The 24,138-nt window shown below is 69.3% G+C and carries 22 protein-coding genes and 2 pseudogenes; 13 read left to right on the forward strand and 11 right to left on the reverse strand.

Going from position 1 to position 24,138, the window contains the following annotated elements; genetic code table 11:
* Positions 1 to 6 precede the first annotated feature (6 nt).
* Positions 7 to 236 (reverse strand): annotated as a pseudogene (locus tag AC5P1C_RS34355) (glutamine amidotransferase-related protein); the annotation flags it as partial.
* Between the two features lie 229 nt (positions 237 to 465).
* Between AC5P1C_RS34355 and AC5P1C_RS34360 the strand changes: the two are divergent.
* Positions 466 to 1,962 carry a hypothetical protein gene (locus AC5P1C_RS34360; RefSeq protein WP_493869894.1) on the forward strand — a complete coding sequence of 499 codons (1,497 nt, stop codon included), beginning with the start codon at positions 466 to 468 and terminating at the stop codon, positions 1,960 to 1,962.
* A gap of 15 nt (positions 1,963 to 1,977) precedes the next feature.
* Positions 1,978 to 2,253, forward strand: coding sequence for a BBE domain-containing protein (locus AC5P1C_RS34365; protein ID WP_493869895.1), 276 nt, complete (start codon positions 1,978 to 1,980; stop codon positions 2,251 to 2,253).
* 43 nt (positions 2,254 to 2,296) lie between these two features.
* On the opposite strand, the gene AC5P1C_RS34370 is transcribed toward AC5P1C_RS34365, so the two are convergent.
* Positions 2,297 to 2,626, reverse strand: coding sequence for a dihydrofolate reductase family protein (locus AC5P1C_RS34370; RefSeq protein ID WP_493869896.1), 330 nt, complete (start codon positions 2,624 to 2,626; stop codon positions 2,297 to 2,299).
* Positions 2,556 to 2,972, reverse strand: coding sequence for a hypothetical protein (locus AC5P1C_RS34375; RefSeq protein ID WP_493869897.1), 417 nt, complete (start codon positions 2,970 to 2,972; stop codon positions 2,556 to 2,558). The genes AC5P1C_RS34370 and AC5P1C_RS34375 overlap by 71 nt, the downstream gene beginning before the upstream one ends.
* 222 nt (positions 2,973 to 3,194) lie before the next feature.
* Between AC5P1C_RS34375 and AC5P1C_RS34380 the strand changes: the two genes are divergently transcribed.
* Entirely contained in the window at positions 3,195 to 3,941 is a 747-nt protein-coding gene (locus AC5P1C_RS34380; protein ID WP_493869898.1) for an SAM-dependent methyltransferase, read from the forward strand.
* 239 nt (positions 3,942 to 4,180) lie between these two features.
* On the opposite strand, the gene AC5P1C_RS34385 is transcribed toward AC5P1C_RS34380, so the two are convergent.
* Complete coding sequence (locus AC5P1C_RS34385; protein ID WP_493869899.1) at positions 4,181 to 4,369, reverse strand: hypothetical protein; 189 nt, start codon at positions 4,367 to 4,369, stop codon at positions 4,181 to 4,183.
* Positions 4,370 to 4,567: 198 nt separating this feature from the next.
* Here AC5P1C_RS34385 and AC5P1C_RS34390 point away from each other — a divergent pair, with 198 nt between their 5' ends.
* The 4 genes from AC5P1C_RS34390 to AC5P1C_RS34405 all read left to right on the forward strand — a co-directional run bounded on the left by AC5P1C_RS34390 (position 4,568) and on the right by AC5P1C_RS34405 (position 9,923).
* Positions 4,568 to 6,448 (forward strand): glycoside hydrolase family 15 protein, encoded by a 1,881-nt coding sequence (locus AC5P1C_RS34390; protein ID WP_493869921.1) that lies wholly within the window; start codon positions 4,568 to 4,570, stop codon positions 6,446 to 6,448.
* A gap of 232 nt (positions 6,449 to 6,680) precedes the next feature.
* Positions 6,681 to 7,448 (forward strand): IclR family transcriptional regulator, encoded by a 768-nt coding sequence (locus AC5P1C_RS34395; protein ID WP_493869900.1) that lies wholly within the window; start codon positions 6,681 to 6,683, stop codon positions 7,446 to 7,448.
* A 155-nt stretch (positions 7,449 to 7,603) separates the two neighbouring features.
* Positions 7,604 to 8,668: a Rieske 2Fe-2S domain-containing protein gene (locus tag AC5P1C_RS34400; protein ID WP_493869901.1), complete on the forward strand. Its 1,065-nt coding sequence runs from the start codon at positions 7,604 to 7,606 to the stop codon at positions 8,666 to 8,668.
* 256 nt (positions 8,669 to 8,924) lie between these two features.
* Positions 8,925 to 9,923, forward strand: coding sequence for a PDR/VanB family oxidoreductase (locus AC5P1C_RS34405; RefSeq protein WP_493869902.1), 999 nt, complete (start codon positions 8,925 to 8,927; stop codon positions 9,921 to 9,923).
* A gap of 358 nt (positions 9,924 to 10,281) precedes the next feature.
* Here AC5P1C_RS34405 and AC5P1C_RS34410 read toward each other — a convergent pair.
* Positions 10,282 to 10,818 (reverse strand): annotated as a pseudogene (locus AC5P1C_RS34410) (molybdopterin-binding oxidoreductase); the annotation flags it as partial.
* Positions 10,819 to 11,222: 404 nt separating this feature from the next.
* Between AC5P1C_RS34410 and AC5P1C_RS34415 the strand changes: the two are divergent.
* Positions 11,223 to 12,935: a SpoIIE family protein phosphatase gene (locus tag AC5P1C_RS34415; protein ID WP_493869922.1), complete on the forward strand. Its 1,713-nt coding sequence runs from the start codon at positions 11,223 to 11,225 to the stop codon at positions 12,933 to 12,935.
* 29 nt (positions 12,936 to 12,964) lie between these two features.
* Here AC5P1C_RS34415 and AC5P1C_RS34420 read toward each other — a convergent pair whose 3' ends face one another.
* Both AC5P1C_RS34420 and AC5P1C_RS34425 read right to left on the reverse strand, forming a co-directional pair.
* Positions 12,965 to 13,357, reverse strand: coding sequence for a hypothetical protein (locus tag AC5P1C_RS34420; protein WP_493869903.1), 393 nt, complete (start codon positions 13,355 to 13,357; stop codon positions 12,965 to 12,967).
* Between the two features lie 286 nt (positions 13,358 to 13,643).
* Positions 13,644 to 14,282, reverse strand: a complete 639-nt coding sequence (locus tag AC5P1C_RS34425; RefSeq protein WP_493869904.1) for a TetR/AcrR family transcriptional regulator — start codon at positions 14,280 to 14,282, stop codon at positions 13,644 to 13,646.
* A gap of 66 nt (positions 14,283 to 14,348) precedes the next feature.
* Here AC5P1C_RS34425 and AC5P1C_RS34430 point away from each other — a divergent pair, with 66 nt between their 5' ends.
* Positions 14,349 to 15,962, forward strand: coding sequence for an FAD-binding oxidoreductase (locus AC5P1C_RS34430; protein ID WP_493869905.1), 1,614 nt, complete (start codon positions 14,349 to 14,351; stop codon positions 15,960 to 15,962).
* Positions 15,963 to 16,295: 333 nt separating this feature from the next.
* Here the strand turns inward: AC5P1C_RS34430 and AC5P1C_RS34435 are convergent, their stop codons facing one another.
* Positions 16,296 to 17,738: an MFS transporter gene (locus AC5P1C_RS34435; RefSeq protein WP_493869923.1), complete on the reverse strand. Its 1,443-nt coding sequence runs from the start codon at positions 17,736 to 17,738 to the stop codon at positions 16,296 to 16,298.
* 831 nt (positions 17,739 to 18,569) lie between these two features.
* On the opposite strand from AC5P1C_RS34435, the gene AC5P1C_RS34440 reads away from it, so the two are divergent.
* Together AC5P1C_RS34440 and AC5P1C_RS34445 are read left to right on the forward strand one after the other, a co-directional pair.
* Positions 18,570 to 19,073: a peptidoglycan-binding domain-containing protein gene (locus tag AC5P1C_RS34440; RefSeq protein ID WP_493869906.1), complete on the forward strand. Its 504-nt coding sequence runs from the start codon at positions 18,570 to 18,572 to the stop codon at positions 19,071 to 19,073.
* Positions 19,070 to 19,366, forward strand: coding sequence for a DUF6086 family protein (locus AC5P1C_RS34445; protein WP_493869907.1), 297 nt, complete (start codon positions 19,070 to 19,072; stop codon positions 19,364 to 19,366). The genes AC5P1C_RS34440 and AC5P1C_RS34445 overlap by 4 nt, the downstream gene beginning before the upstream one ends.
* 52 nt (positions 19,367 to 19,418) lie before the next feature.
* On the opposite strand, the gene AC5P1C_RS34450 is transcribed toward AC5P1C_RS34445, so the two are convergent.
* The 3 genes from AC5P1C_RS34450 to AC5P1C_RS34460 all read right to left on the reverse strand — a co-directional run bounded on the left by AC5P1C_RS34450 (position 19,419) and on the right by AC5P1C_RS34460 (position 21,983).
* Positions 19,419 to 20,072, reverse strand: a complete 654-nt coding sequence (locus tag AC5P1C_RS34450; protein ID WP_493869908.1) for a hypothetical protein — start codon at positions 20,070 to 20,072, stop codon at positions 19,419 to 19,421.
* A 13-nt stretch (positions 20,073 to 20,085) separates the two neighbouring features.
* Positions 20,086 to 21,546, reverse strand: a complete 1,461-nt coding sequence (locus AC5P1C_RS34455; RefSeq protein WP_493869909.1) for an alpha/beta hydrolase — start codon at positions 21,544 to 21,546, stop codon at positions 20,086 to 20,088.
* A 161-nt stretch (positions 21,547 to 21,707) separates the two neighbouring features.
* The gene (locus AC5P1C_RS34460) at positions 21,708 to 21,983 is read right to left on the reverse strand and encodes a hypothetical protein (RefSeq protein WP_493869910.1); all 276 of its coding nucleotides are present in this window, start codon (positions 21,981 to 21,983) and stop codon (positions 21,708 to 21,710) included.
* A 214-nt stretch (positions 21,984 to 22,197) separates the two neighbouring features.
* Here AC5P1C_RS34460 and AC5P1C_RS34465 point away from each other — a divergent pair, with 214 nt between their 5' ends.
* Together AC5P1C_RS34465 and AC5P1C_RS34470 are read left to right on the forward strand one after the other, a co-directional pair.
* Positions 22,198 to 23,424 carry a sensor histidine kinase gene (locus tag AC5P1C_RS34465; RefSeq protein WP_493869911.1) on the forward strand — a complete coding sequence of 409 codons (1,227 nt, stop codon included), beginning with the start codon at positions 22,198 to 22,200 and terminating at the stop codon, positions 23,422 to 23,424.
* On the forward strand, positions 23,425 to 24,102 hold the full coding sequence (locus tag AC5P1C_RS34470) for a response regulator transcription factor (RefSeq protein WP_493869912.1): 678 nt from the start codon (positions 23,425 to 23,427) through the stop codon (positions 24,100 to 24,102). It begins immediately after the preceding gene.
* The last annotated feature ends 36 nt before the right edge of the window (positions 24,103 to 24,138 follow it).

Here is a 24,138-nt window from a genome sequence, read left to right on the forward strand (position 1 = left end):
AGGCGATGATGCCTGTGTCTCTGGGTGAAACTGCACGCTCCAGGCCCGTGGCCCGACCCGGAACGCCTGGTGGGGCAGGAGGTGCTGGACGCCGGCCAGGAGGCACCCGGCGGGAGTTCGGCGATCGCGGCCACGTGCCGTTGGATCGCGGGAACCGTCGCGCCGAGCCCGTACAGCAGTGGATCGTCAGCGGCCTCGGGACGCAGCCGGATCTGTGTGCTGCCGAACTCGGGCTGCCGTTGACGCGCCGGTACGTCTGCCGGGAAGCCGTCTGCTCCTGATGAGCGTCAGCAGCGTAGAAACTGCGTAATCCGCGCCGCACGGCGAGTGCACTTCACACGGGCGGGGAACCGGGAGTTCCTCGCCCGGCGGGGTCGCATTCCTCAACGGCGGTGACTCATACCGCAGGGCCTGATCCCGCCAACGAACAGCCGCATGAGCGGCGTCTCAGTGAAGTGAGCCCCCATGTCGCAACAGAATGCGTTACACGACCTCGGTGCGCTGCATTTCGGCCGACGGGCCGAGTTCGATCAAGCCGAGGTGCAGAGGGTGCACGAGGCTGTACAAGACAGCGGAATACGGGACTTGTACGTGCTGGTGCACGGCGCCAATAACGATGAGGCGGTGGCCGCAGCCGTCGATGACGCGTTTCGCACCATGCTCGCCGACGCGTGGGGAGAAGACTCAGCCGCGGTGGGTTGTCTCCAAGTGCGGTGGCCGTCGCTGTGTTTCAGGGACGAAGGAACCCCGGGATTCGCGGAACAAGAGACGCAGCGTGAACGTGACGGATGCCCCGGTATCAGCCGGGCCATGAGAGACGATCTGGTGCGGCATCTACCCGACAGCGCTGCCCCGTTGGCCGAGATCGCCGGGTTGCTCAACGATCAGCCCGTTCACGAGGGGGCGTTCGACGACCTGGGGTCGGCGCTGCGCCGACTTGCGGAGACGCCGCTGCAGGACCCACTGACCGAATTCGCCGCGGACACGGAAGGCGAGGTGCTGCCGCAGTCCGACCCGCTCATGCTGTTCGAGGACACGAAGACGATGTGCAGCGAATTCGCCGCCGCGATAGATGACTTGACCGGCCCGGTGGACGAGAAATCGGGCGAACCCGCCCGTCACGAGGCCGGGACCGGTGTTTCCGGCCCCCCGGCCTCCAGAGCAGGCACCCTCCCCGAGATCCGGGTGGCGGGACACAGGCCCGCCACGCCGCTCAGCGACCGGGTGACCAGAACAGGCACGGTCGCCGCTGGTGGCCCTGTCGGGCAGGAACTTCACCGTCAGGATTCCGTGAACTTGTGGCGCGGGGCTCATGAACTGTTCCGCCAAGTGGTGCGTCACGTGCTGCGCCGCCGCGCGGGAGTGGTGGGGCAAGCAGGTCTAGGTCCCTGCCTGGCGGCCTTGGTGGACGCATGCGATGCGCGTATCCATTTGGTCGGCCACGGGCTGGGCGGCCGCCTGGCCGGATTCTCGCTGCGCGGCCTGGAAGTACAGGGTTCGGACTCGGTGAGGCTTGCGTCCTTGACGCTACTGCAGGCAGAGATGTCCCACTTCGTCTTCGCCGACAGCCTGCCCCAACAGGTATCGGGGCACGGCGCGTTGTGGAATCAGCGGCGACTGGTCGAGGGCCCTTTGATCTGCACTTTCTCCCATCTCGATGCTCATCTGGGCGTGATGTATCCGTTGTCGTCCCAGATGGTCGGCGACTCCGCGGAGCCGGCCACCATGAGCCGTAAGTGGGGCGCTCTGGGCTTCGACGGGATCCAGGGCATCGACGGCCCTCCCAACACCACGTTGAACGAAGCGGAGGTGGGAAATCTGAATGAAATGCCCTACACGAACGTGGATGCCTCTTCCCTCTTCCGGTCCGACGACGCCCCGGTGGGAGGGCATCATCACGTCGTCCACGCGGAGGTGGGCCGACTCCTGCGGTACGTGGCTGAGAGCCGCGCCCAGAAGTGAGTCACGCTGTGTTGGATGACGGATCAGCTGTCGTTCACCTTCGTGATCGACTTCGGTACGCAGTGGAAGCCCGGCCCTGCACCGGCCGAGGTGGCCGCATTGCTGGAGCAGACCCGCGCCATGCACCGAACGCTCCGCCACCGCCTCCAGACCGACGCGGCCTTCGTCAACTTCCCCGACCCGGATCTCCGCGACTGGCAGCACGCCTACTACGGCAGCAACTATGAGCGCTTGACCGAGGTCAAGCGCCGGTACGACCCCACCGGCCTGTTCCGCTACGCAATTGCATGATGAGCCTCTCGGCAGGGCGTGAGATGCGATGGGTGCGATCCCCTCATGGGAGCCCCGGATGGTCCGCGGTGGGCCGTCCGGCGAGGCGGTAGCGCAACCAGACCAGGCCGTCGTCGAAGGCTTGACTGTCGACGAGCTCCAGCACGTCAGCAGGGTGGGACGCCGATCCGTACCAGAAGTGCCGGACTCGTGAACCGGCGAGGCAAGGATGAACGAGCAGGCTCACCTCGTCCAGCAGCCCTGCCTCCAGCAGCGCGCCGGTAAGGGCACCACCGCTGTCCACTCGCACGACCTCGGCACCCTCACGCCGCCCGAGTTCGCTGATCGCCTCGGCCAGGTCTACCCGCTCGGACCCGGTGACAAGCTCGGGCACGGTCGAGGACGCGGGCCGGGGTGTCCTGCGCATACAGGGCGATGACGTTCGACCAGTGCCCGACGTCGCGCAGCGCCTGCCACTGCCGGATGCGTCCCTTGCCGTCCACGACGGCCAGGAGCGGCCCATCCGTGGCAGGCCCGGGACGCGCAGCTGCGGCCAGCGTCTGCTCCTGGGCCAGAATCGTGTCGGCCCCGGCCAAGGTGATGTCCTCCTGCCAGGTGGAAGCGAGCTCGTAGAAGCGGCCCACACTCGGCGGGAAGCCCGTGGTCGCGCCCTCCAGGGAGACGGCCGTATGCGCCACCACATAGGGACGACGTGGGCTGCGCGACGCATCTGCTGGCATGCCCTGAGAATAGAACTCAGCCTATGGCCGTGTGCATTGCTCGAAACGAGCCGCACCCAAATGCGATGGACGCGACGATCTCAGCGGCCGTACCTTTGACCGGTCCCAGCCTTCACACGTCCGAAGAGGTGCATTTGATGACGGCTCAGGTAATCGCGGCGAACTTCCGTCGGCCGCCTTCCCCAGCCGTCATGACCCTCTTGGACCGAAGGAATCCCCACAGTGGATCTGCCACGTAGCTTCACCATCCGCGAGAGCAGCCATCGCGTCTGCAATCCATTTACCAGCGAGAAACTGGCCATCCTGGGCCAGGCCATCAGTCCGTCGCCGGGCACCCGCGTACTCGACCTCGCCTGCGGCAAGGGTGAGTTGTTGTGCACCTGGGCCCGCGACCATGGTGTGACCGGCACCGGGGTGGACATCAGCACCGTGTTCCTCGGCGCCGCCCGCGCGCGAGCCGTGGAGTTGGGCGTAGCCGACCGGGTCGGCTTCGTACACGCGGATGCGTCCGGCCACGTCTCCGACGATCCGGTCGGCATCGCTGCCTGCATCGGCGCCACCTGGATCGGTTCCGGCGTGGCGGGCACCGTCGAACTCCTGCGGCGCAGTCTCGCTCCCGGCGGCATGATGCTGATCGGCGAACCGTACTGGCGTCGCGAGCCCGAGGACCAGGCCACCGTCGAGGGCTGCCACCTGGCCCGCAAGGACGACTTGCTCCCGCTGCCGGAACTGCTCGAACAGTTCGGCGCTCTGGGCTGTGATGTCGTCGAGATGGTCCTTGCCGATCAGGACAGCTGGGACCGGTACGTCGCGGCGCAGTGGCTCAACATCCGCCGCTGGCTGGATGCCAATCCCGACGACGAGCTCGCCGACCAGATGCGTGCGGAACTCGCTGCGGGACCCGTCCAGCACGCCAGATACCAGCGCGAATGCCTCGGGTGGGGCGTGTTCGCACTGATGGACCGCTGACACATCACTCAGAGTGAGCCCCCGGCGCGCGCCACGTGCCGGGGCTCGCCCGCGCGTGGCACGCCGCCTCGCACGCCCCGAGAACCCCGTGGGGCGACCGGGCGCAGGGCGCCTACGTCGTCGGGCCGAGGACGAGCTACACCTGCCGCGTGAGGTCGGCGTGGAGAGGAACCGCCAGGGCATCGATGGCGTCTCGGCGTCCATAGAGTTCACTTCACGGGGTCCACGGGGGAATCATGTCATTCGACCCAGCTCAGCAAGCGATGCAACAGCACCAGCGCGACGTCGAGGCACGCCAACGCTGGAACCACCTTCAGGGCAACAGGGCCGCCTCCGGCGGGAGCAAATTGAGCAGCCTGCTGGTCCTCGGTGTTGCCGCCTTCCTCCTCCACGAAAATCCTGAGCTCGTAGGTCAGGTCTGGTCCCACGTCCAAGCGTGGGTCGCCGACGCCAACGTGCGGTAGGCGTCTTGGGTACTCACCGGGCAGGTCAAGGGCCGCGGACCGGGGCCCGGTCGCCTTGAGTGCCGGAGGGTCGTTACGCCCCGAATCGTGCAGCCGATGCGAAGCTTGTCAGAAAAGCCCTGGCCGATGGGGGCAGATGGGTGTGCTCTGGTGCCGGCGCGGATGGAAGGTACAGGCGTGAATGACCAGGACGCACAAGGCCACGCGTATCTGCCGATCGCCGAGCATGGCCTGATCGGAGATCTGCGCAGTGCCGCGTTGGTCGGGACCGACGGCCGTATCGACTGGTTCTGCGCGCCACGGTTCGATTCGCCCAGCGTTTTCGGGGCGCTCCTGGACGCGGAGCGGGGCGGGGTCTGGGAGTTGGCGCCGATGTGTGCAACGGCGTCCCGGCAGCAGTTCTACGTTCCCGACAGCGCGATCCTCATCACGCGATTCCTCACCGAGGAAGGAATGGTGGAGGTGCAGGACTTCATGCCGGTACTGCGCCCCCATGATGAGCAGCATCGCCAGCGGTTGGTACGGCGCGTGGTGGCCGTGCGCGGCACCATGCGCATGCGCGCCCGGATCGCTCCCCGTCTGGACTACGGACGCGCCCGCCACCAGGCCGTGACCGGCGAGGGCGGGGTCCGCTTCATCTCCGACCATCTGACGCTGGAGTTGCGCAGTGATGTGCGTCTGTCCGCCCAGGACGGCGACGCCCACGGCGAGTTCGAGCTCAGCGAGGGCGGCCAAGCCCTGTTCGTCCTGGACGTCGAGGGCACCGCTGCGCCCGACAGTCCCCTCGGGCCGCTGGATCCGGGGGAGGCCGAAGAACTCTTCGACCGTACGGTCGTGTTCTGGCGCGCGTGGCTGAAGCGGTCGACGTACCAGGGACGATGGCGCGAGATGGTGCACCGCTCCGCCCTGACCCTCAAGCTCCTCACCCACGAGCCCACCGGCGCGATCGTCGCGGCACCCACCCTGGGTCTGCCGGAACGCATCGGCGGCGAACGCAACTGGGACTACCGTTACGTGTGGATCCGAGATGCCGCCTTCTCGCTCTACGCACTGCAGCGCCTGGGTTTCACGGACGAGGCCGAAGCGTTCGTCGCATGGCTGACGCGATGTCTGGCCAACACCTGCGCGGACGATGAGTTGGGGCCGCTGCACGCGATGTACACCATCGATGGTGGCGCGGTGCTTCCCGAATGCGAACTGCGGCATTTCGAGGGGTATGGCGGCTCGGCGCCGGTGCGCGTCGGCAATGGGGCGACCCGCCAGCTACAGCTGGATGTCTACGGCGAACTCGTCGACTCCATCTACCTGTTCAACAAATACGGGACAGGTATCTCCTCCACGGCATGGCAGGACCTCACCCGGATCGTCGACTGGCTCCTGCGGAACTGGGACAGCAAGGACGAGTCGATCTGGGAGACCCGCGCCGGCCGCCAGCGTCACACCTTCTCGCGGCTCATGTCCTGGGTCGCTGTCGAGCGCATGGTGCGTATGGCACGCCAGCGTGGACTGCCCGCAGACCTCGCAGGGTGGATCGCTGCCCGTGACGCCATGTACTGCCAGATCATGGAGCAGGGGTGGAACACAGAACGTGCCAGTTTCGTCCAGCGCCTCAGTGACGCAGAGGGGCCGTACTGCGATGTGCTGGACGCATCACTGTTGGTCATGCCGATGGTCAAGTTCGTTGCGCCACGCGATCCGCTCTTCCTCTCCACCATGGATGCCATCCAAGAGTCCCTGGTCGTGGACTCACTGGTGTTCCGCTACGACCCCGCCGAGGCGCCCGATGGCCTGGACGGCACCGAGGGAACGTTCTCGATCTGCTCCTTCTGGTGGGTGGAGGCTCTGACCCGCAGTGGCCGGATCGAGGAGGCCCGGCTGGCGCTGGAAAAGACGTTCACCTTCGCCAACCATGTGGGTCTGTACGCCGAGCAGATCGGTACCACGGGTGAGCAATTGGGCAACTTCCCGCAGGCGTTCACCCATCTGGCACTGATCAGTGCGGCGGTCAACCTGGACAGATCCGTGGATTCTGCTGGGGTGTGAGTCGGTAGGGTGGCGCCCCCGGACATGGCCCGGCCCTCGCGCGGGGGTTGGGCAATGCGCTCACTTCTTGCACACTGACCGCGACAGCTCGGGACAGGTCGCCGACCCGCATGCGCGGCGGGATGGTCATGCACGTCGGGACAGCGGTGAGGGCGCTTTGGACGACTCGTTCGTACGTGCGGCGCGGCAGCCCGATGACGAGCCTTCATCCGCTGCGGACGCAGGAGGCCAGATGACCGGCGATCGCGGCTGTGGGGCGGGTGCGCGGCCGGTGCTGGGCCGTGCTTTGCAGATCCTCGGTGCGTTCAGCGCGGACTGCCCGGAGATGACGTTGAGCCAACTGTCCCGTCGGTCCGGGCTGCCGGTGTCGACCGTGCACAGGATGCTCGGCGAGCTCACCGCCTGGGGCGCGCTGGAGCGCGGTGACAACGGGTGCTACCGCGTCGGCCTGCGGCTGTGGGAAGTCGCCTCCCTCGCGCCGCGTGGGCAGGGTCTGCGCGAGCGCGCCCTGCCGTTCCTGGAGGACCTCTCCCAGATCACTCGCGAGAACGTTCAACTGGCGGTGCGCGAGGGCACCGAGGTCGTCTTCGTCGAGCGCATCGCGGGCTCCGGTGCGGTGCCCGTGCTGACGCGCGTCGGCGGGCGGTTCGCCCTCACGGCCACGGGTGTCGGCCTCGTGCTGCTCGCGCACGCCCCTGGCGAGGTGCAGGAGCAGGCCCTCGCCGGCCCGTTCAAGCGCTTCACGCCACGCACGGTCACCGATCCGCGCGAGCTGCGGCGCATGCTGGCCGATGCGCGGACCAACGGCTACGTGGTCAGCGACCGTCAGGTCACGATGGACGCCGTGTCGGTCGCCGCGCCGGTGCACCGCGGCGCAACGGTGATCGCCTCGGTGTCGCTGGTGGTGCACCGGGGCAGCACCAGCGCGCACGCACTGGCCCGGCTCGTCTGTACGAGTGCCCGAGCGATCTCCCGCGCCATGACCGCGCCGCAGGTCTGATCCGCCGTGCGGGCCGACCCGTACACCGGCCCCTTGCACAGATGTTTCCCGGCATACGGAAACCCCTCTGGTGGCCCGGGGGCGCCAACTCCACGATGGCGCCTGAACGCCCGGCTCCGAGGTGCTCCGAACATCCCGCTCCGAAGGGAATCGTCATGACTGCTTTCGTCCGCAACCAGTGGTACGTCGCCGCCTACGGCCGAGAGGTGGGGCGCGAGTTGCTCGCACGCACCGTACTGAGCGAGCCGATCCTGCTGTACCGCACGGAGGGCGGCGAGGCGGTGGCGATGGCGGAGCGCTGTGTGCACCGGCGCTTCCCGCTGTCGCAGCCGCCGAGCCGGCTGGACGGCGACCGCGTGGTCTGCGGCTACCACGGTTTCACCTACGGGACCGACGGCGCCTGCGTCTTCGTACCCGGCCAGCAGCGCATCCCGCGCACGGCGCGCCTGAAAACGTACACGGTGGTCGAGCAGGACTCCTTCGTGTGGGTGTGGATGGGCGATCGCGAGCCCGGGAGCACCCTGCCGCCCCGCGCCCCGTGGATGGACGCGCCCGAGTACACCGTCGTGTCGGGCATGGAGCCGATCGACGGCGACTACGGACTGCTGGTCGACAACCTCATGGACCTCTCCCACGAGACGTACCTGCACGGCGGCTACATCGGCACGCCCGAGGTGGCCGAGACACCCATCACCACCGAGGTCGACGACACGGCCGGGATCATCCGCGTGAGCCGTCACATGGACGATGCTCAGTGCCCTCCGTTCTACGCCAAGTCCACCGGCATCGAGGGCCGGATCAGCCGCTGGCAGGACATCGAGTACCACGCGCCCTGTCTCTACCTGCTCCACTCGCGCATCGCGCCCGTCGGCACCCCCGAGCCGGCTGTGGACGGCAGCGACCCGCACGCCTTCCATGTGGAGGTCGTCTACGGCATCACTCCCTCGACGGAGACGACGACGTATGACTTCTGGGCCGTGGCCCGCGACTTCGCCCTCGACGACCAGGACGTCACCGAGTTCCTGCGCGGCAGCAACCACACGGTGGTCATGCAGGACGTCGTGGCCCTCAAAGTCCTGCAGAAGGCCCTGGACACCGAGCCCCCCGGCTACCAGGAGCTGAGCATCAACATCGACACCGGCGGGCTCGCCGCCCGCCGTATCCTCGCCCGTCTGGCCCAGGAGGACCCCGCGACGCAGACCCGGGCGGTGGCCCGTTGATCCCGCCGCACCCGCCTGTCCTCTTCGGGGACGACGTCTATCGCATCCACTGGGTGTTGGGGACCGACCGGCTGCTGGCCGTCTGCCATTGCGGCGCGCAACGGGAGTTCGAGGACCCGGTGGGGCTGTGGGACTGGCTGCTGGGTCATCCCGAGGGTCACCGCCCGGGCCCCGCACCGGAGTTCACCCCCGGTTCCGCTCCTGCTCCTGCTCCCGTTGCCGTCCCCGCTTCCGCTGCCGCGAAAGGAGAATCCCCATGACCATCACGGGCCTTCCGCGCACCGGGGCCGAACTCGACCTGACCCTGGTGCGCAAGGAGTACATAGCCGAGGGCGTCGTCCGGCTCAGCCTGGCCCATCCTTCCGGCGAGCGGTTGCCCGCGTGGAGCCCTGGCGCCCATATCGACCTCGTCCTGGGCCCCGGCCTCGTACGGCAGTACTCGCTGTGCGGAGACCCGGGGGACACCTCCCTCCTCCAAGTGGCCGTGCTGCGCGAGCCGGAGAGCCGGGGCGGTTCCCACTACGTGCACGACGAGCTGGCCGACGGCGACACGGTCCGGGTGAACGGTCCGCGCAATCGCTTCCAACTGGCTGAATCAGAGCGCTACTTGTTCATCGTCGGCGGCATCGGAATCACCCCGATCCTGCCCATGATCGCCGTCGCCGAGCGGCGGGGAGCCGACTGGCGCCTGGTCTACGGAGGGCGCAGCCGCGCCACCATGGCCTTCGCGGGGCAGCTCGCCCTGGACCATCCGCACCGGGTGGAACTGTGCCCCCAGGACGAGACCGGCCTCCTGGACCTGGAAGGACTGCTCGCCGGCCCCGCCGCCGACACCCTCGTCTACTGCTGCGGGCCCGAGATGCTGCTCGACGCGGTGGAACAGCGGTGTGCCGCCTGGCCCGAGGGCACGCTGCACATCGAGCGATTCACGCCGAAGGCGAGGGCGGACGACGACGAGACTTCGTCGGCCCCTGTCCACGTCGAGCCTGCTTCCTTCGAGGTCGAGCTCTCCCGAAGCGGCGTGACGCTGACCGTCCCGCCTCATAAGACGGTCCTCCAGAGCGTCGAGGAGGCAGGCGTGCAGGTCCTGTCCTCATGCCAGGAGGGCACATGCGGCACCTGCGAGACCGTGGTCCTCGACGGGGTGGTGGACCACCGCGACTCCCTCCTCACCCCCGCTGAACAGGCCTGCAACGACACGATGTTCATCTGCGTCTCACGCGCCGCCGGCCCACGCCTCGTCCTCGATCTGTGAAACCGGCGGATCTGGGCCAGCTTCCGTACGTGACCTGCGGACAGAATCCAGTGGTACTCCGGCACAGGAATGAAGCCCAGTCGGAGCCAGCAGACAAGGAGCCGCGAACCGGGAGCGCCCACCTCGTCGACGACGCGCAACAGCCCCGCCTCAGTCGACGGTGACGACGACGGACGGCCAGCCGCTGGCCCCATCAGGGACGGTGCCGGTGCGCTTCTCGGTCTGTACCTGCCCACCGCGTTCAGTGGCACGGACGGTCAGGGTGTGGCTTCCGGAGGTCGCCTTCCAGGGGCAGGACCACTGACGCCAGGTGTCGATGTTCGCCTCGGCAGCGAGTGTGGCGTCCTCCCAGGGGCCGTCGTCGATCCGGCCCCGCGTCCGGGCGGACGGGCCGCGCGTCAGCACTCAGGCGGCCGATGAGGAAGTACAGCAGCACCGCGCCCACCAGCGCCCCGGCCACCGAGGGCAATGCGTCGGCGAATCCCGATGAATCGGGCCGCGACAGGGCCGCGGCCCCACCGATCACACCGAACAGCAGCACCCCCGCCGCGCCGACGCGGCGAAACCGCAACGCCACGATGCCCAGTACGACGGCCAGCAACGCCAGCGTGCCGAGGATCCCGAGCTGCAGGACCAGTTTGTCGTCTTCGCCGAAGTGGCGGATCGCCCAGTCCTTGACGGGAGCCGGGGTCCGGTCGATGGCCGCCCCGCCGACGGCGATGACCGGCCCGGCTTCGGGCCGGACCGTGGCGGACACCAGCTCCGCCACGGCGAGTGCCGCGAACCCGGCCAGCAGCCCGCTCAAGGCGCCCAGTGGCAGGCGAACCCATGGCCTCGCAGGATTCGTCACGGACTCGATTCGACCCGAGAGGCGCCTGCTCCTCTGCGTCGGCATGCCGACGTGCCCGGTTCCTCACCCACATTGCCCCAGCGCCACGTGCTCCACCTGCAGATAGATGATGGCCGGGCAGGTGGACACCCTCTTCGCCGACACCGGACCGACCTGCCGGCGCCGCTAGTACGTCACAGTCGTCGGCGCCGTCCGTGGTCTGAAGGGGGGCGGGGGTCCGGGACGGCCCTTGTGTCGAGACAGTGACGGCCAGTACGGCAGCGCGCCTTCCGTTTCGTCGTGATCGTATCGATACAGCGGGAGCGTGCTCAGGGCGAGATACTCGATCACGTCCGGGTTCATGCGCGGGAAGAAGGCAGGTTGGCGTGCACGGAGGCGACCGGCGAACCTCCTCACGCCTCGCACGGAGCGGGGCGGCGGCTGTGCTCGGCTTGCGCCGCCGGGCCGCCATGCTCGCCGACCGGTTCACGGCCCGCCGTCATCTGGAGTGGCTCGGCGAGGCCGGCACGAGGATCGGGACCACGCTCGACCTGGAGCGAACGGCGTACGAGCTGGCCGAGTTCACCGTGCCACGGTTGGCGGACGGCGCAGCCATCGACCTGCTGGACTCGGTGCTGTGCGGCAAGGAAGGCGAGCGAGCGAGTGCCGCACGGCCGCCGCTCACCCGGGCCATCGCCGTGGTCAGCATCGACGCGCTGGAGGGACTGGAGCCCGACCCGGTCGGCGACATCTCCTTCCACCCCGAGAGCGCTTCGGTCCGTTGTCTGACCGATCTGGAGCCCGTGCTCATCAGCCGGATGGGTACCGACGACTACGGCTGGGTTGCCCCCACGCCCGAGGCCGCCCTGCAGATGCGCAGCGCGGGTGTGCACAGTTACATGGCCGTCCCGTTGGTCTCCAGAGGCGTGCTGCTGGGTCTTGCCGACTTCGTCCGTGCAGGCAACAGGCCACCGTTCACCGCCACGGACGTCGCGCTCGCGACAGAGCTCGCCACGCGGGCCGCTGTGTTCGTGGACAACGCGCGCCTGTATGAGCAGGAGCGCGAGCGCGTCGTCAGTCTCCAGCGCAGTCTCCTCCCGCGCGCCACACCGAACACCATGGGCCTGGATGTAGCCGCCCGCTATGCCCCGCCGGTAGATGCGAGCGGCGTCGGCGGTGACTGGTACGACGTGGTGGCCCTGCCGGGCGGACGCAGCGCCCTGGTCGTCGGCGACGTCATGAGCCACGGCCTGTCGGCCGCCGCGACGATGGGACGACTGCGCACGGTGGCCCGCACCCTCATGAGCCTGGACATCGCGCCGGAACACATCCTCGCCCGCCTGGATCTGGCCGCTCGCGACCTGGAGGACGACCAGGTCGCCACCTGCTTGTGCGCTGTCTACGATCCGGCCACCGCGAGTTACACCCTTGCCAGCGCCGGACACCCGCCACCCCTTCTGGTGAGCCCCGAGGGTGACACCACACACGTCGACGTGCCGGCGGGAGCGCCGCTCGGCTCCGGCGTCATCCCCTACGACCGGGTCCACCTTCCCGTGTCCGACGGCAGTCGCCTCATGCTCTATACCGACGGGCTGATCAAGACGCGCACCGAGGATGTGGACACCCAGTTGCGGTGGCTGCGCGACACCGTCGCGCGCGGTGATCCCGGGCTGCTGGACACCTGCGCTCTGCTCACGGACTCGACCGACAACCGGGCCCGCTTCGACGAAGCCGTCATGGTGGTTGCCACCAGCCGCGGGCCGCTCAGTGGTGACGAACTGGCCGTGTGGGACCTTCCCGCGGACGCCACGGCCGCATCCGCCGCCCGTAAACTGGTCAAGGAGCAGCTCGGCCAGTGGAATCTGGACACCCTCGCGGACACCACGGAGCTGGTGGTCAGCGAACTGGTGGGCAATGCCTTGCGCTACGGGGGTGGCCCCGGCGCTCTGCGGCTGCTTCGCCATGACCGGCTGGTCATCGAGGTCTCCGACACCGGCCCGGACCTGCCGCACATCCAGCACCCGTCCCTCAGCGAGGAGGGTGGCCGGGGGCTGCAGTTGATCAACATGCTGTGCCGGCGCTGGGGTTCATGCCGCACGCCCACGGGCAAACTGGTCTGGGCCGAGCAGGACATCCTGCCTTCACCGCCCGGGGCGGGGCGTCTGCCTGCCGACGATGTATGAGGTGGGCCTGCCGGTTCCAGCGGCTGTGGTCAGCAGTCGGGTGGCTGCCATGCAGTGGGCTGGACGTGGGCGGCGCTGACCCACCCGTGGGCGTTGTTGTCGAAGTACCAGGTCGATGTCCCGTGCACCCGGTCACCGCTGGTCTGGCAGAAGAGTTCGATGTGCGTGCCCGGGGCCAGGGAGGATGTGGCTTGGGTATGCCGGTTCGGAGCGTCACGGACGGGCGCGTCGGACGACCCGGTCACCACTCCCGGTGCCGAATGAGAGCGGCCGTCCCACTGCGATGACGAGCTGAAGTTCGAGGCGCGGGGGGTGCCGTCTGAGGCGTGGGAACTACTGACCGTGGCTGCGCTTCCCGCCACGGCGAGGGCGCCCGCCGCCACGGTGGCGCACCACCCGGCGCGCAGTTTTCTGCTCTGCATGGCCGATCACTTCCTTCTTCCCGTGTTCCCTGCACCTTTGGCCGGGTGGGCCGGGGAGTGCAGGCGGAGCGATGAAGTTCCCTCATCAGGAATTCGATACAGAAGGCGAGTGTGGAGTGGGGCAAAATAGGAGAATTTGGGTTTGCGACGCATCTGAATGTCCGAGCAGAGCGCAGGAGGCCCGAGGGGGGGTAACGGTCGCATCGAGTGACTTGTCGCCCATCCCTCAACCTCAACTTTAGCGTGAGAGTGTGCGGTCGTCGGCCCGATCAGTCCTCCGGCCCGATCAGCCCTCCGGGGCGATCCTCGTGACGATCCGCCCGAAGCGTTCCGTCATCTGCGTGGCCGTCTGCTCGGGATGGTGCCGCCACCAGGCGACCGCGGCGCTCACCGTCCCGTACCAGAGGTGTGTGGCGAGGTCGGCGTCGAGGGGGTCGTCGGCCGGGGTGGAATGGAGGAACTCCGCTGCGCCGACCGCGCCCAGGCGGTTCAGTTCGCGACGGTGGACGCCGGCCGCGGTGTGGAGTTCGCTGCCGGGAGGCAGTGTCGTGTCGTAGATCAATTCCCAGTCGTGCAGGCGTGACTCGAGTGCGTGGAAGATGGCCGTGAGGGTGCGTGCGGCGCGCGTGAAGTCGGAGGGGCCCTGCTGGGCGTTCCTCACGGCCGTGACCAGGCGCGTGCCGGCGCGTTCCAGGCAGGTCAGGTAGAGGCCGTCCTTGGAGCCGAAGTACCCGTAGATCATGGGCTTGGTGATGCCGGCCCGCGCCGCCACCTCCGCGGTCGACCCGCGGGCGTAGCCCTTCCTGCCGAACTCGTCGGCCGCCGCGTCCAGGATCAACTGCTCCCGGTCCTTTCGCGGCATCCCCTTGGTGCCGACTCCCCGTGCACCGACGCCGTGTGCGCCCGTCTCCTGCTGCTTGCCCATGCTCGTACCCTATGCCAGGGTGACCGCCAGGTAACTTACCCTTCGTTCAGATAGGCGGTGCGGGCCATGAAGGGCAAGACGCGTTCATGGTGGGGCTGGGGAAACGTCGAGGACGCGGTATCGGGAACCGAGCGCGATGAGCTCACCCGCCGCACCGCCGACATGCTGCCGAACGCGGACCTGACCGTCCATCAAGCCCCTCCGGTCGAGGCGTTCGGCGTGGGTACGAGCAGGATCAAGGCGCCCGATTCACTGTCCGCGCTCGTCTCCGCACAGGTGCGCGACCGCCTGGCGCACAGTCACGGGCAGGCCTTCCGCGACGTCGTACGGGCGCTCCTCGGCAAGCTGCCCCACGTGCCTGACCTCGTCCTACGCCCGACCTCGGAGGGCCAGGTCGTCGACGTACTCGACTGGTGCCACGACGCGAACATCGCGGTCATACCCTTCGGCGGCGGATCCTCGGTGGTGGGCGGCGTCGAACCCCGGGTGGGGGAGCGGTACACCGGAGTGGTCAGCCTCGACCTCACGTCGATGGACCAGGTCCTGGAGATCGACGGCACCAGCCGCGCCGCGCTCGTCCAAGCCGGTGTCCTGGGCCCGCGCCTGGAGGAGCAACTGCGGCCCCGCGGATACACCCTGCGGTTCTTCCCCCAGTCCTTCGAGTTCTCCAGCCTCGGCGGCTGGCTCGCCACCCGGGCGGGCGGGCACTTCGCCACGCACCTGACCCACATCGACGATCTCACCGAATCGCTGCGGGTCGTCACCCCCGCAGGCGTCGTCGAGACCCGCCGCCTCCCCGGCTCGGGCGCCGGCCCGTCACCCGACCGCATGTTCCTCGGCTCCGAAGGGGCACTCGGTGTCATCACCCAGGCCTGGGTCCGCCTGCAGGACCGGCCGCGGTGGCGGGCGGGCGCCTCGGTCGGCTTCGCCCAGTACGACGCGGGTGTACGAGCGGTGCGCGCCCTGTCCCAGTCAGGCCTCAACCCGGCCAACTGCCGCCTGCTGGACCCCATGGAGGCTCTGATCAACGCGGGGTCCGCGACCGCCGTCCTGGTCCTCGGCTTCGAATCCGCGGACCACCCCGTCGACGCGGCCATGGAGCGTGCGCTGGAGTTGTGCCGCGACCACGGCGGGACGCTGGGCGAGCCGCCGCGCTACACCGACAGCTCCGACCGCGCGGCGCGCACCGCTGCCGCCGACACCTGGCGCTCCTCGTTCGTGCGGATGCCGTACCAGCGGGACGCGCTGGCCGCACAGAGCATGATAGTGGAAACCTTCGAGACGGCCTGCACCTGGGACCGGTTCGACGCCGTGCGCGCGGCGGTGCACGACGCCGCGCAGGACGCCATGCGCCAGGTCGGCGCGGAGGGCGTGGTGACGTGCCGCTTCACCCACGTCTACCCGGACGGCCCCGCCCCGTACTTCGGCATCTACGCCGCGGGACGGTGGGGCAGCACCGTGGAGCAGTGGGACCAGATCAAGCAATCCGTCTCCCAGGCGCTCATCACGGCGGGCGCCACCATCACCCACCACCACGCGGTGGGCCGTGACCACCGGCCCTGGTACGACCAGCAGCGCCCCGATCTCTTCGCCGCCGCCCTGCAGGCGGGCAAGAAGGTCCTCGACCCGGTCGGGATCCTCAACCCCGGCGCCGTCATCGACCCCCTGCCCGCACTCTGACGGGCCGCCAGCCCCGACTTGACGGCCACCACCGACAGCCGCCGAGCGTCGGGCGCCAAGGCAACAGTGACCGCCGCACCCCAGTGATGAGGCTCGTTGGACTTCCCCACCCTGTGCTCAGGGATAGGACAGACCTGCTCCCTTTGATTCCCCACCTGAACGCCGCCGATATGCCGTCGGGCGCCACAGGGAAGGGGCCGACCAAGGTCCCAACTCTCGGCATGAATGCGGAGGCATGGACCCTGAAGAGTGGGTGCGGGGCTGAACGCCGCGCCACCCCGCCCCTCCGGATCATCGGTCCCGGCTGGTCCAACCACCTCGAAGATCATTTCGTTAGGAGTTCTTGGGCGTCTTGGCCATGGCCGCGACCAATGCCGCTAGGAGCAGGACGCCCGCTGACCACCAGGCCGCAACCGAGAAGCCGTGCACGATGCCCTCCGACGGGCCTCGGCGCTGGGACGGGTGGGCGTCGGTGTAGCGGGTGGCGGCGGCCGACGCGATCGTGTTCAACAGGACGGTGCCCAGGGAGCCGCCGATCTGTTGGAAGGTGGAGACGGTCGCGGACGTCACCCCGGCGTCCTTCGGGGCGACCCCGGCGGTGGCCGTCGCGTAGACCGGCATGAACGTCAGTCCCATGCCCAGGCCGAGCAGCACCAGCGCGGGCAACACTCCGGTGGTGTATGCGGAGTTCACGCTCAGGCGGGTCAGGAGCAGCATGCCGACGGCCGCGAGGAGCATGCCGGGGGCCATCAGGTTGCGGGGGGCGGTGTGGGGCAGGAGCCGGGCGGCGATCTGCGTCGCGCCGATGACGATCGTGACGGACATCGGCAGGAACGCCAGTCCGGTCCGTACGGGTGAGTAGTCGAGGATGGCCTGGAGGTAGTAGGTCAGGAACAGGAAGGCGCCGAACATGGCGACGGTGGCAAGGCCCATCGTCGCGAACGCCGCTGCACGGGTGCGGTCCATGACGATGTGCAGCGGCAGCATCGGATGCTTGGCGTGGGACTGCCACCACACGAAGACGGCGAGCAAGATCACGCCGGTCGCGAACAGGGTCAGGACCAACGGGTCGGCCCAGCCTGCGGATTCGGCGGCGCTGGAGCCGTACACGATCGCCACGAGCCCGCCGGAGGCGAGCAGCGCGCCAGGGACGTCGAGGCGCACCCCGCGCTGGCCGGGACGGTCCTTGAGGAGGGCCAGCGCGCCGCAGAGGGCGGCCAGGGCGATGGGGATGTTGACGTACAGGCACCAGCGCCAGGTCGCGTACTCGGTGAGCAGGCCGCCCACCAGCAGCCCGAAGGCGCTGCCGCCCCCGGCGAGCGCGCCGTAGATCCCGAACGCTCTGCCGCGCTCGGCGGGGTCGGTGAACGTCGTCGTCAGCAGCGACAGTGCGGAGGGGGCCAGGACGGCGGCGCAGGCCCCTTGCAGGGCCCGCGCCGCGAACAGCGTTCCGGGGCCGTCGGCCGCGCCGCCGAGTGCGGAGGCGGCGGCGAAGCCGACCAAGCCGATCATGAAGGTGCGTTTGCGGCCGACCAGGTCGGCGATCCGTCCGCCGAGGAGCAGCAGGCCGCCGAAGGCCAGGGAGTATGCGGTGATCACCCACTGTCGGTTCGCATCCGACATGCCCAGTCCGTTCTGGACGGAGGGCAGGGCGATGTTCACGATCGTGCCGTCGAGAATCACCATGAGCTGGGCACCCGCGATGACGGCGAGGGCCCACCATCGCTTCGGATCGGGCAACTCGGCCGCGTTCGCGGTGGTGTCGGGGACCGGCATGGGCACGGTGTCCCCGGGGGAGGACTGCTTGGTCAAGGCGATCACATTCCGTGTCGGAGGTGTAGGAGCAGACGCGCGGTCCTACACCCCGGGACGCGACACAAGGGATCGCGAGACAGCGGACACCACCATGAGGTGCCGCAAGGGGGCGGAGAGTCCTACCGCGCGCCGAACGGGGGCACACGGCCGGGGGCAACTATGGCCGCAACACTCGTTGTCCAGTCCATGTTTCCCACCTCCTCCCGGCCGGGCACGCGGTACGCATCGACGCCGAACGCGCCGAATGGTGCGGCAGGGGCCCGCCGCACATGACCTCCGACAGAGTAGGCCAACCGGCTGGGGACGCAAACGGATTTACCCGGCGCCTGGGTACGGGCTCCCCACTCTTCGACGGCCGGCAATGGTTCGTCGTGCCCGGCAGCGACGCCCACGCCACAGCACGTCGCACGCCCACTTCTCTTAGCTGGCCCTGAGACATCATTCAACGCAGCCTTAAGGATCACGGTTCGGGGTCGGCAGCGGGGGATCGGCGCCGCACAGACATTTACGTTCGATCTTGTGAGTTTCCAAGCAGCCGTCCCAGACCCGTCCACGTACCCCGCGTTCGCCTCCTACCTGACGCAGACTTCGACGCGCACGTCGCAACGGACTTCGCGTGCGGCGTTCGGGGCGGCGCGCCCGGTGGACGGGCCGACGTACACGGCGCCCGCGCATGAGGGGCCCGCCCCGGGCAGCGAGGGAAACGGACGCCACCGCGCAGCCGCCTCCACGCGCCAGCAGTCTCGGCTCCACTCCCAGGCCCGCCATGGCGCGACCAAACCCAGACGGGGCTTGCCACCGCTCTCGTACGGCTATGCGTCCGCGGCGCTGCTCGTCCTCACCGCCGGGCTCCTGGCCCAGTCCCACAACCGCCCGGCCCCCACCAGCCCGCACGCCGCGCCTCCCGCGCAGCAACCGCACGCTCCGGGTCACGGGGCTTCGCCCGTACCCGACAAGGCGCCACCCTCCACGTCCGTCCCGCCCAGCAAGCCCGCACCAGACCCCAGCTCCCCGCGGGGCACCGGGCACGGCGCCCCGCCTGCCCGCTCGCATCAGGCAGCCGACAGCGCAGCCGCCGCGTCGAGCGTGCTGCACGTGGGCAGCACCGGCACCCCGGTACGGCAGTTGCAGGAGCAGTTGGGCCGACTGCGCCTCTACACCGGCCCCGTGGACGGGTACTACAGCCACGACGTCGCGGCGGCGGTCGCCCGCATGCAACAGGCACGCGCCATCGAAGAACCCCTCGGCGTCTACGGCCCGTTCACCCGCAACGCCGTCAGCACCGCGGCGATGTGACCTCCGGCTACCCTGTGCCAGGGCGGCTGCTGTCCGGGATCGGTAAGGGCAAGTACTGGGGCGACCGGGACACACTGGCGATCGACCCGGTGGCGTACGAGGAGTTCGCACGCGCCTTGGTCGCCTGGCACTGCCGGACGAGCCACACCGTGATCCTCACCCTCTCCGAGGGATTCGTGGCGACGGCCCTCGCGCTGGCGCGACGCGCGGGAATCGCGGTGTTGGTGCCGCAGGCTGAGTGCCCCGGCGTGGAGCCGCGGGCGCGGGAAGCGGACCGTTGGATGACCCGCTGAGTCAGCACCTTCGGGGACGCGCACCCGGCAGTCGGCCCACCACGAGTACCCGTCAGCCCACCCCACCGTCGAGCAGCCAGTGGTAGCGCAGCCGCAGTGCCCGCTCCGTGCTGGCCAGCGCGGCGCATAGCCCGATCGCGATGTTGGTCCAGCCCGGCAGACGGACGGGAGAGGTGAAGGTCCCGACGCTTCGGGCGATGGGCTCGATCTTTGTGACCGGTTCGACGAGTTGGGAGAAGAGAAGCGCCAGGGCGACGACGAGCAGGACCGACGAGAGGAGGCCGATCAGGCGGCTCAGCGCGGGGTGCTTGCCGTCGAGGTGCGCGCGGCGGCCTTCGGCGGAGTCGCGATCCGGGGTGAGTTGGTGCTCGGCCCCCTTGGCGGTGACGTAGTGGCAGCGCTTGAGCCCGAAGGCGCTCCCTTTCACTTCGACGGTGCCGCCCGGCACGGGAAAGAAGGCAGGGAGCCTGGACTGGGCATGGTGCCTGCCGTCGCGGTAGAGGTGGGCTTCGACCACGCCGGTCGACGAGTTCCCCGCATGCTTGACGTCGACTGCGTAGACCGTCTGCCGTCCGTCGTCGTGGGTGAGCCGAAGATAGAACAGTGCGCGGAAGGTCATCTGCCACCATCGGAAACGCTTCAATGGCCGCCCGTCCCCTGGCTTGACCCGCTGTACGGCCCGACGGCGCCGCAACTCCTTCAACATGTCTGCCCTCCCGCTATTCGCTCGGCTCGGCCGCGCAGGTGAGGTCGCGCGCCGGGCGCTGCCCGTTGGTCAGGAACGCTGTCACCGTGTCGTTCGCGCACGTGTTGCGGCCGAAGGGGTAGACACCGTGACCGCCCTGGTCGGCGGTCACCAGCGTGGCCCGCTTCCCGAACGCGCGGCGCAGCTCCTTGGCTCCGGCCAGCGGTGTTCCCGGGTCGCGTTCGTTCTGCACCATGAGCACGTTCGACGGGCCCCGGTCACCGATGCGTACCGGTTTCTCGACCCGCTTGTCCGGCCAGAACGCACACGGTCCGATACCGGCGGTGGACCCGCCGATCATCGGGTGGGCCACGCGGTCGACCGCGACGTTGCGCTGATAGTCCCGGACTCTCTCCGGCCAGCGCGAGTCACCGCAGATCACGTAGAAACGCGCGGACATGAGGTTCTCCATGTTCGGCAGCGGGGGGACGGGCGGCAGCGGCCTGCCGGTGTCGAGCGCGTGCCAGAACTCTGCCATCTGGGGCATGAGCGCATCCGCGTAGAGACGGTCGAACGTGAACCCGCGGAAGAACGTCCCGTCGATGCCCTGGACAGGCTTCGCCTCCAACCGCCGTGCGAGTTCGTAGAACTTCGCGGTCACCTGCCGCGGTGTGGTGCCCAGACCGTACTCGGGGCGCGCGGCCGCGAACGCCGCGAAGTCCGGGAACCGGTCGTCCATGCCACGCGCGAACCGCCGCATGGCCGTGACGTCGTAGCCCCGGGGGCCCAGATTGCTGTCGAGCACGATCCGGTCGCTGCGCTTCGGGAACATGGTGGTGTACACCGCTCCGAGGTAGGTGCCGTACGAGTGCCCGAGGTAGGACACCTTCGGCGCGCCCAGCGCCGCCCGGATGCGGTCCATGTCCCGCGCGGTGTTCGCGGTGGTGGTGTGTGGCAGCATCCACGCCGTCCGTGAGGAGGCGCACTGCTCGGCGACCCTTCGGGCGTTCCCCGCTTCCCGCGTGACATCGGCGGCGGTGTGCGCGTACGGCGCGAAGTTGCCGCGCGCCTGCTGTGCGGGCGTCAGATCGCAGGTCACCGGCGTGCTGCGGCCGACGCCGCGCGGGTCGAAGCCGATCACGTCGTAGGAGTCGAGGACCTTGCGCGGCAGCCCGGAGGCGGCGAGGACGGCCGGGTAGCCGAGCCCCGCACCGCCGGGTCCGCCCGGGTCGGTCAGCAGCACGCCACGGCGCTGCGCGGGGTTCTCGCTCGCCAGCCGGGAGATCGCGATCTCGATGTGGCGGCCGTCCGGATGCCCGTAGTCCAAGGGGACTTGGAGCGTCGAGCATTCGAGGCGCGGTGCGGCGACGCCCTTTGGGCAGGGGCCCCACCGCAGGGTGTCCGGCGTCGCCGCCGATGCCACTCCCGGGGTAGCGGTCGCCGCCACCACCGTGGTGGCGGCCAGGGCCAGAGACAGGAACAGGGATCTGGGCATCTATATCCTCCTGAAGGACGCACGGCGGCGCGGCGGCGCGGTGGCGCGGCGGGGATGCCCGCGGCCGACTCGGCCTTGCTATTGCCGTGGCGTCTTGGGTCGTTGGGGCCGCAGGCGGGTGGTGTGTCTCGGGTTGGTGGTGTCTCGGGGTTGGTGGTGTTTCAGGTCGGTGGTGCCGGGGAGCGAGTCGGCAAGTGCCCCTCGTGTCGGGCGTCCGATTCCCGGCGGGTGTGGGCCCAGCCTCCGGACACCATCGCGACGAGCGCGATGCATCCGAGAAGGATCAGCTGGCCGGTGCGGCCGCCGGGGGCCCAGTCGACGACGCCCCACAGCAGCCCGGTGTCCTGGTCGAGCAAGCCGCGGATCACCGCCTGGGCGGCCAGGGCTGTGACCGCCATGCCGGCCGCCTCGAGAGCCGTGAGGCCAGCCTTGCGCATGGCGTCTCTTTTCCGTCTCGGATCCCGTTGTCTCGGCACGTGGACGAGTCTTTCCGTGCGCCGTGTCCGGCACATCAGCCCGGCGGTCCGATACGCCTTCGCCCCCGGGCGAGAACGTCTTCGACCACCGGCGAGGCGGTCATTGGACTCTGGTCCAGGGCGCATCCGCCCTGGGGCTGACTCGCCGGCCGCACCGGTTGGCGACAATGGCCAGGTGAACACGGACGTCGCGCCACGGCTCGGGTGGTGGCAGCAGACCTGGCGGCTGGCGGCAGCCGCGGCAGTGGGCATCCCGGCCTGGCTCTACACCGGTGTGCTGCTGCACTGGCAGGGGGAGGAGACCGGCCCCTGGTTCCACTTCGGCGACCCGCTGGTGGCTCTCGGCTGTCTGATCACGCTCGTATGGCGGCGGCGTTTCCCGCTCGCCGTCGCCATGACCGTCGCGATCGCCTCTACCGCGTCGGCGCTGGCCGCCGGCGCCGCGCTCGTCGCGCTTGGCTCCCTCTCCACGCGGCGCCGCCCGGTGGAGATCGCGGTCGTCGTGCTCGCCTACGTGACCGCAGCACAGTTCGCCGTTGAGGTGTATCCGGTCCAGAGTCCGCCCAGTACGTGGTGGCTCCAGCTCACGTTTCCCGCGCTGACGGCGGGCATCGCGGTGGCCGTGGGCATGGCCGTCGGCGCGCGCCGTGTCGAACTGCGCTCCTTGCGGGACCGGGCGGAGAGCGCGGAACGGGAGCAGACCGCACGAGCGGCGCAGACACGCGCCCTGGAACGCAACCGGATCGCCCGCGAGATGCATGACGTACTCGCGCACCGGATCTCCCTGGTCGCCATGCAGGCCGGAGTGCTGGATCACCGCAAGGACCTCAACGCCGAGGAGAACCGTGTGCTGGTCCGCGGTATCGCCGAGGGCTCCCACCAAGCGCTGGAAGAACTGCGGGATGTCCTGGGTGTGCTCCGGGCGGAACCGGGCCACCCGGAACCCCCGCAGCCCTCCCTGGACCGGATCCCCGACCTGGTGGCCGACGCCCGCTCGTCCGGCCTGGACGTCACGCTCACCACCACCGTGCGGGGCACACCGTCCGACCTCGTCGGACGAACCTGCTACCGGGTCGTCCAGGAAGGACTGACCAACGCCGCCAAGCACGCCCCCAGCGCACCGGTACGCGTCACCCTCGACGGTTCGGCGGGCGACCAACTGGACGTCAGCGTCCGCAACTCCCCGGCAAGCACGTCCCCGGTCGGCACTTCCTCGGCCGACACTTCCTCAGCCACCCCAAGAACGGCGCAACGACCGGCATCGGGATTCGGCCTGCTCGGCCTCACCGAACGAGTAGGCCTGGCCGGCGGACGTCTCCACCACCACCCCACACCCGACCACGGCTACCTCCTCACCGCACAACTACCCTGGCCCAACCCCACCCACGAAAAGAGAACTTGAGTGGACAGCGAGCGGCAGCCGGTGCGCGTCGTCATCGTCGACGACGAAGAACTGGTGCGTATGGCGCTGCGTCTTGTCATCGACGGCGAACCGGACCTGACCGTCGTGGCGGAGGCGGCCGACGGCAACGCCGCGATCACCGCGGTGGACGAGCAACAGCCGGACGTCGTGCTGATGGACGTACGCATGCCCGTACGTGACGGACTCAGTGCGACCCGGGAACTTCTCGCCCGTGCGGTGCCGCCCCGCGTGCTCATGCTGACGACGTTCGACTCCGACGACCTGGTGCTCGGCGCACTGCGCGCCGGGGCACTCGGGTTCGTCCTCAAGGACACCCGACCGGCGCAGATTCTCGACGCCGTGCGGACCGTGGCGGCCGGTGAGCCCGTGCTCTCGCCGGCCGCCGCGGCTCGGGTCATTGCCGCAGCCACCGGACCACAATCCACACACGTACGCGAACTGTCCCGCGAAGCCGCACGGGCAAAGCTGTCCGCGCTGACCGAACGAGAACACGAAACCGCTCGGGCGATCGCGGACGGTCTCGGCAACCCGGAGATCGCCCAGAGGCTGCACATCAGCATCGCGACCGTCAAGGCTCACACCGGCAACCTGTTCGCCAAGCTGGCGGTGGAAAACCGCGTACAGATCGCACTCCTGATCCGCGATGCGGAGCAGTGACCACGCTTGCTGAGGGCACAGAGGGCACAGAGGGCA

The organism is Streptomyces sp. A18, from assembly GCF_059026065.1.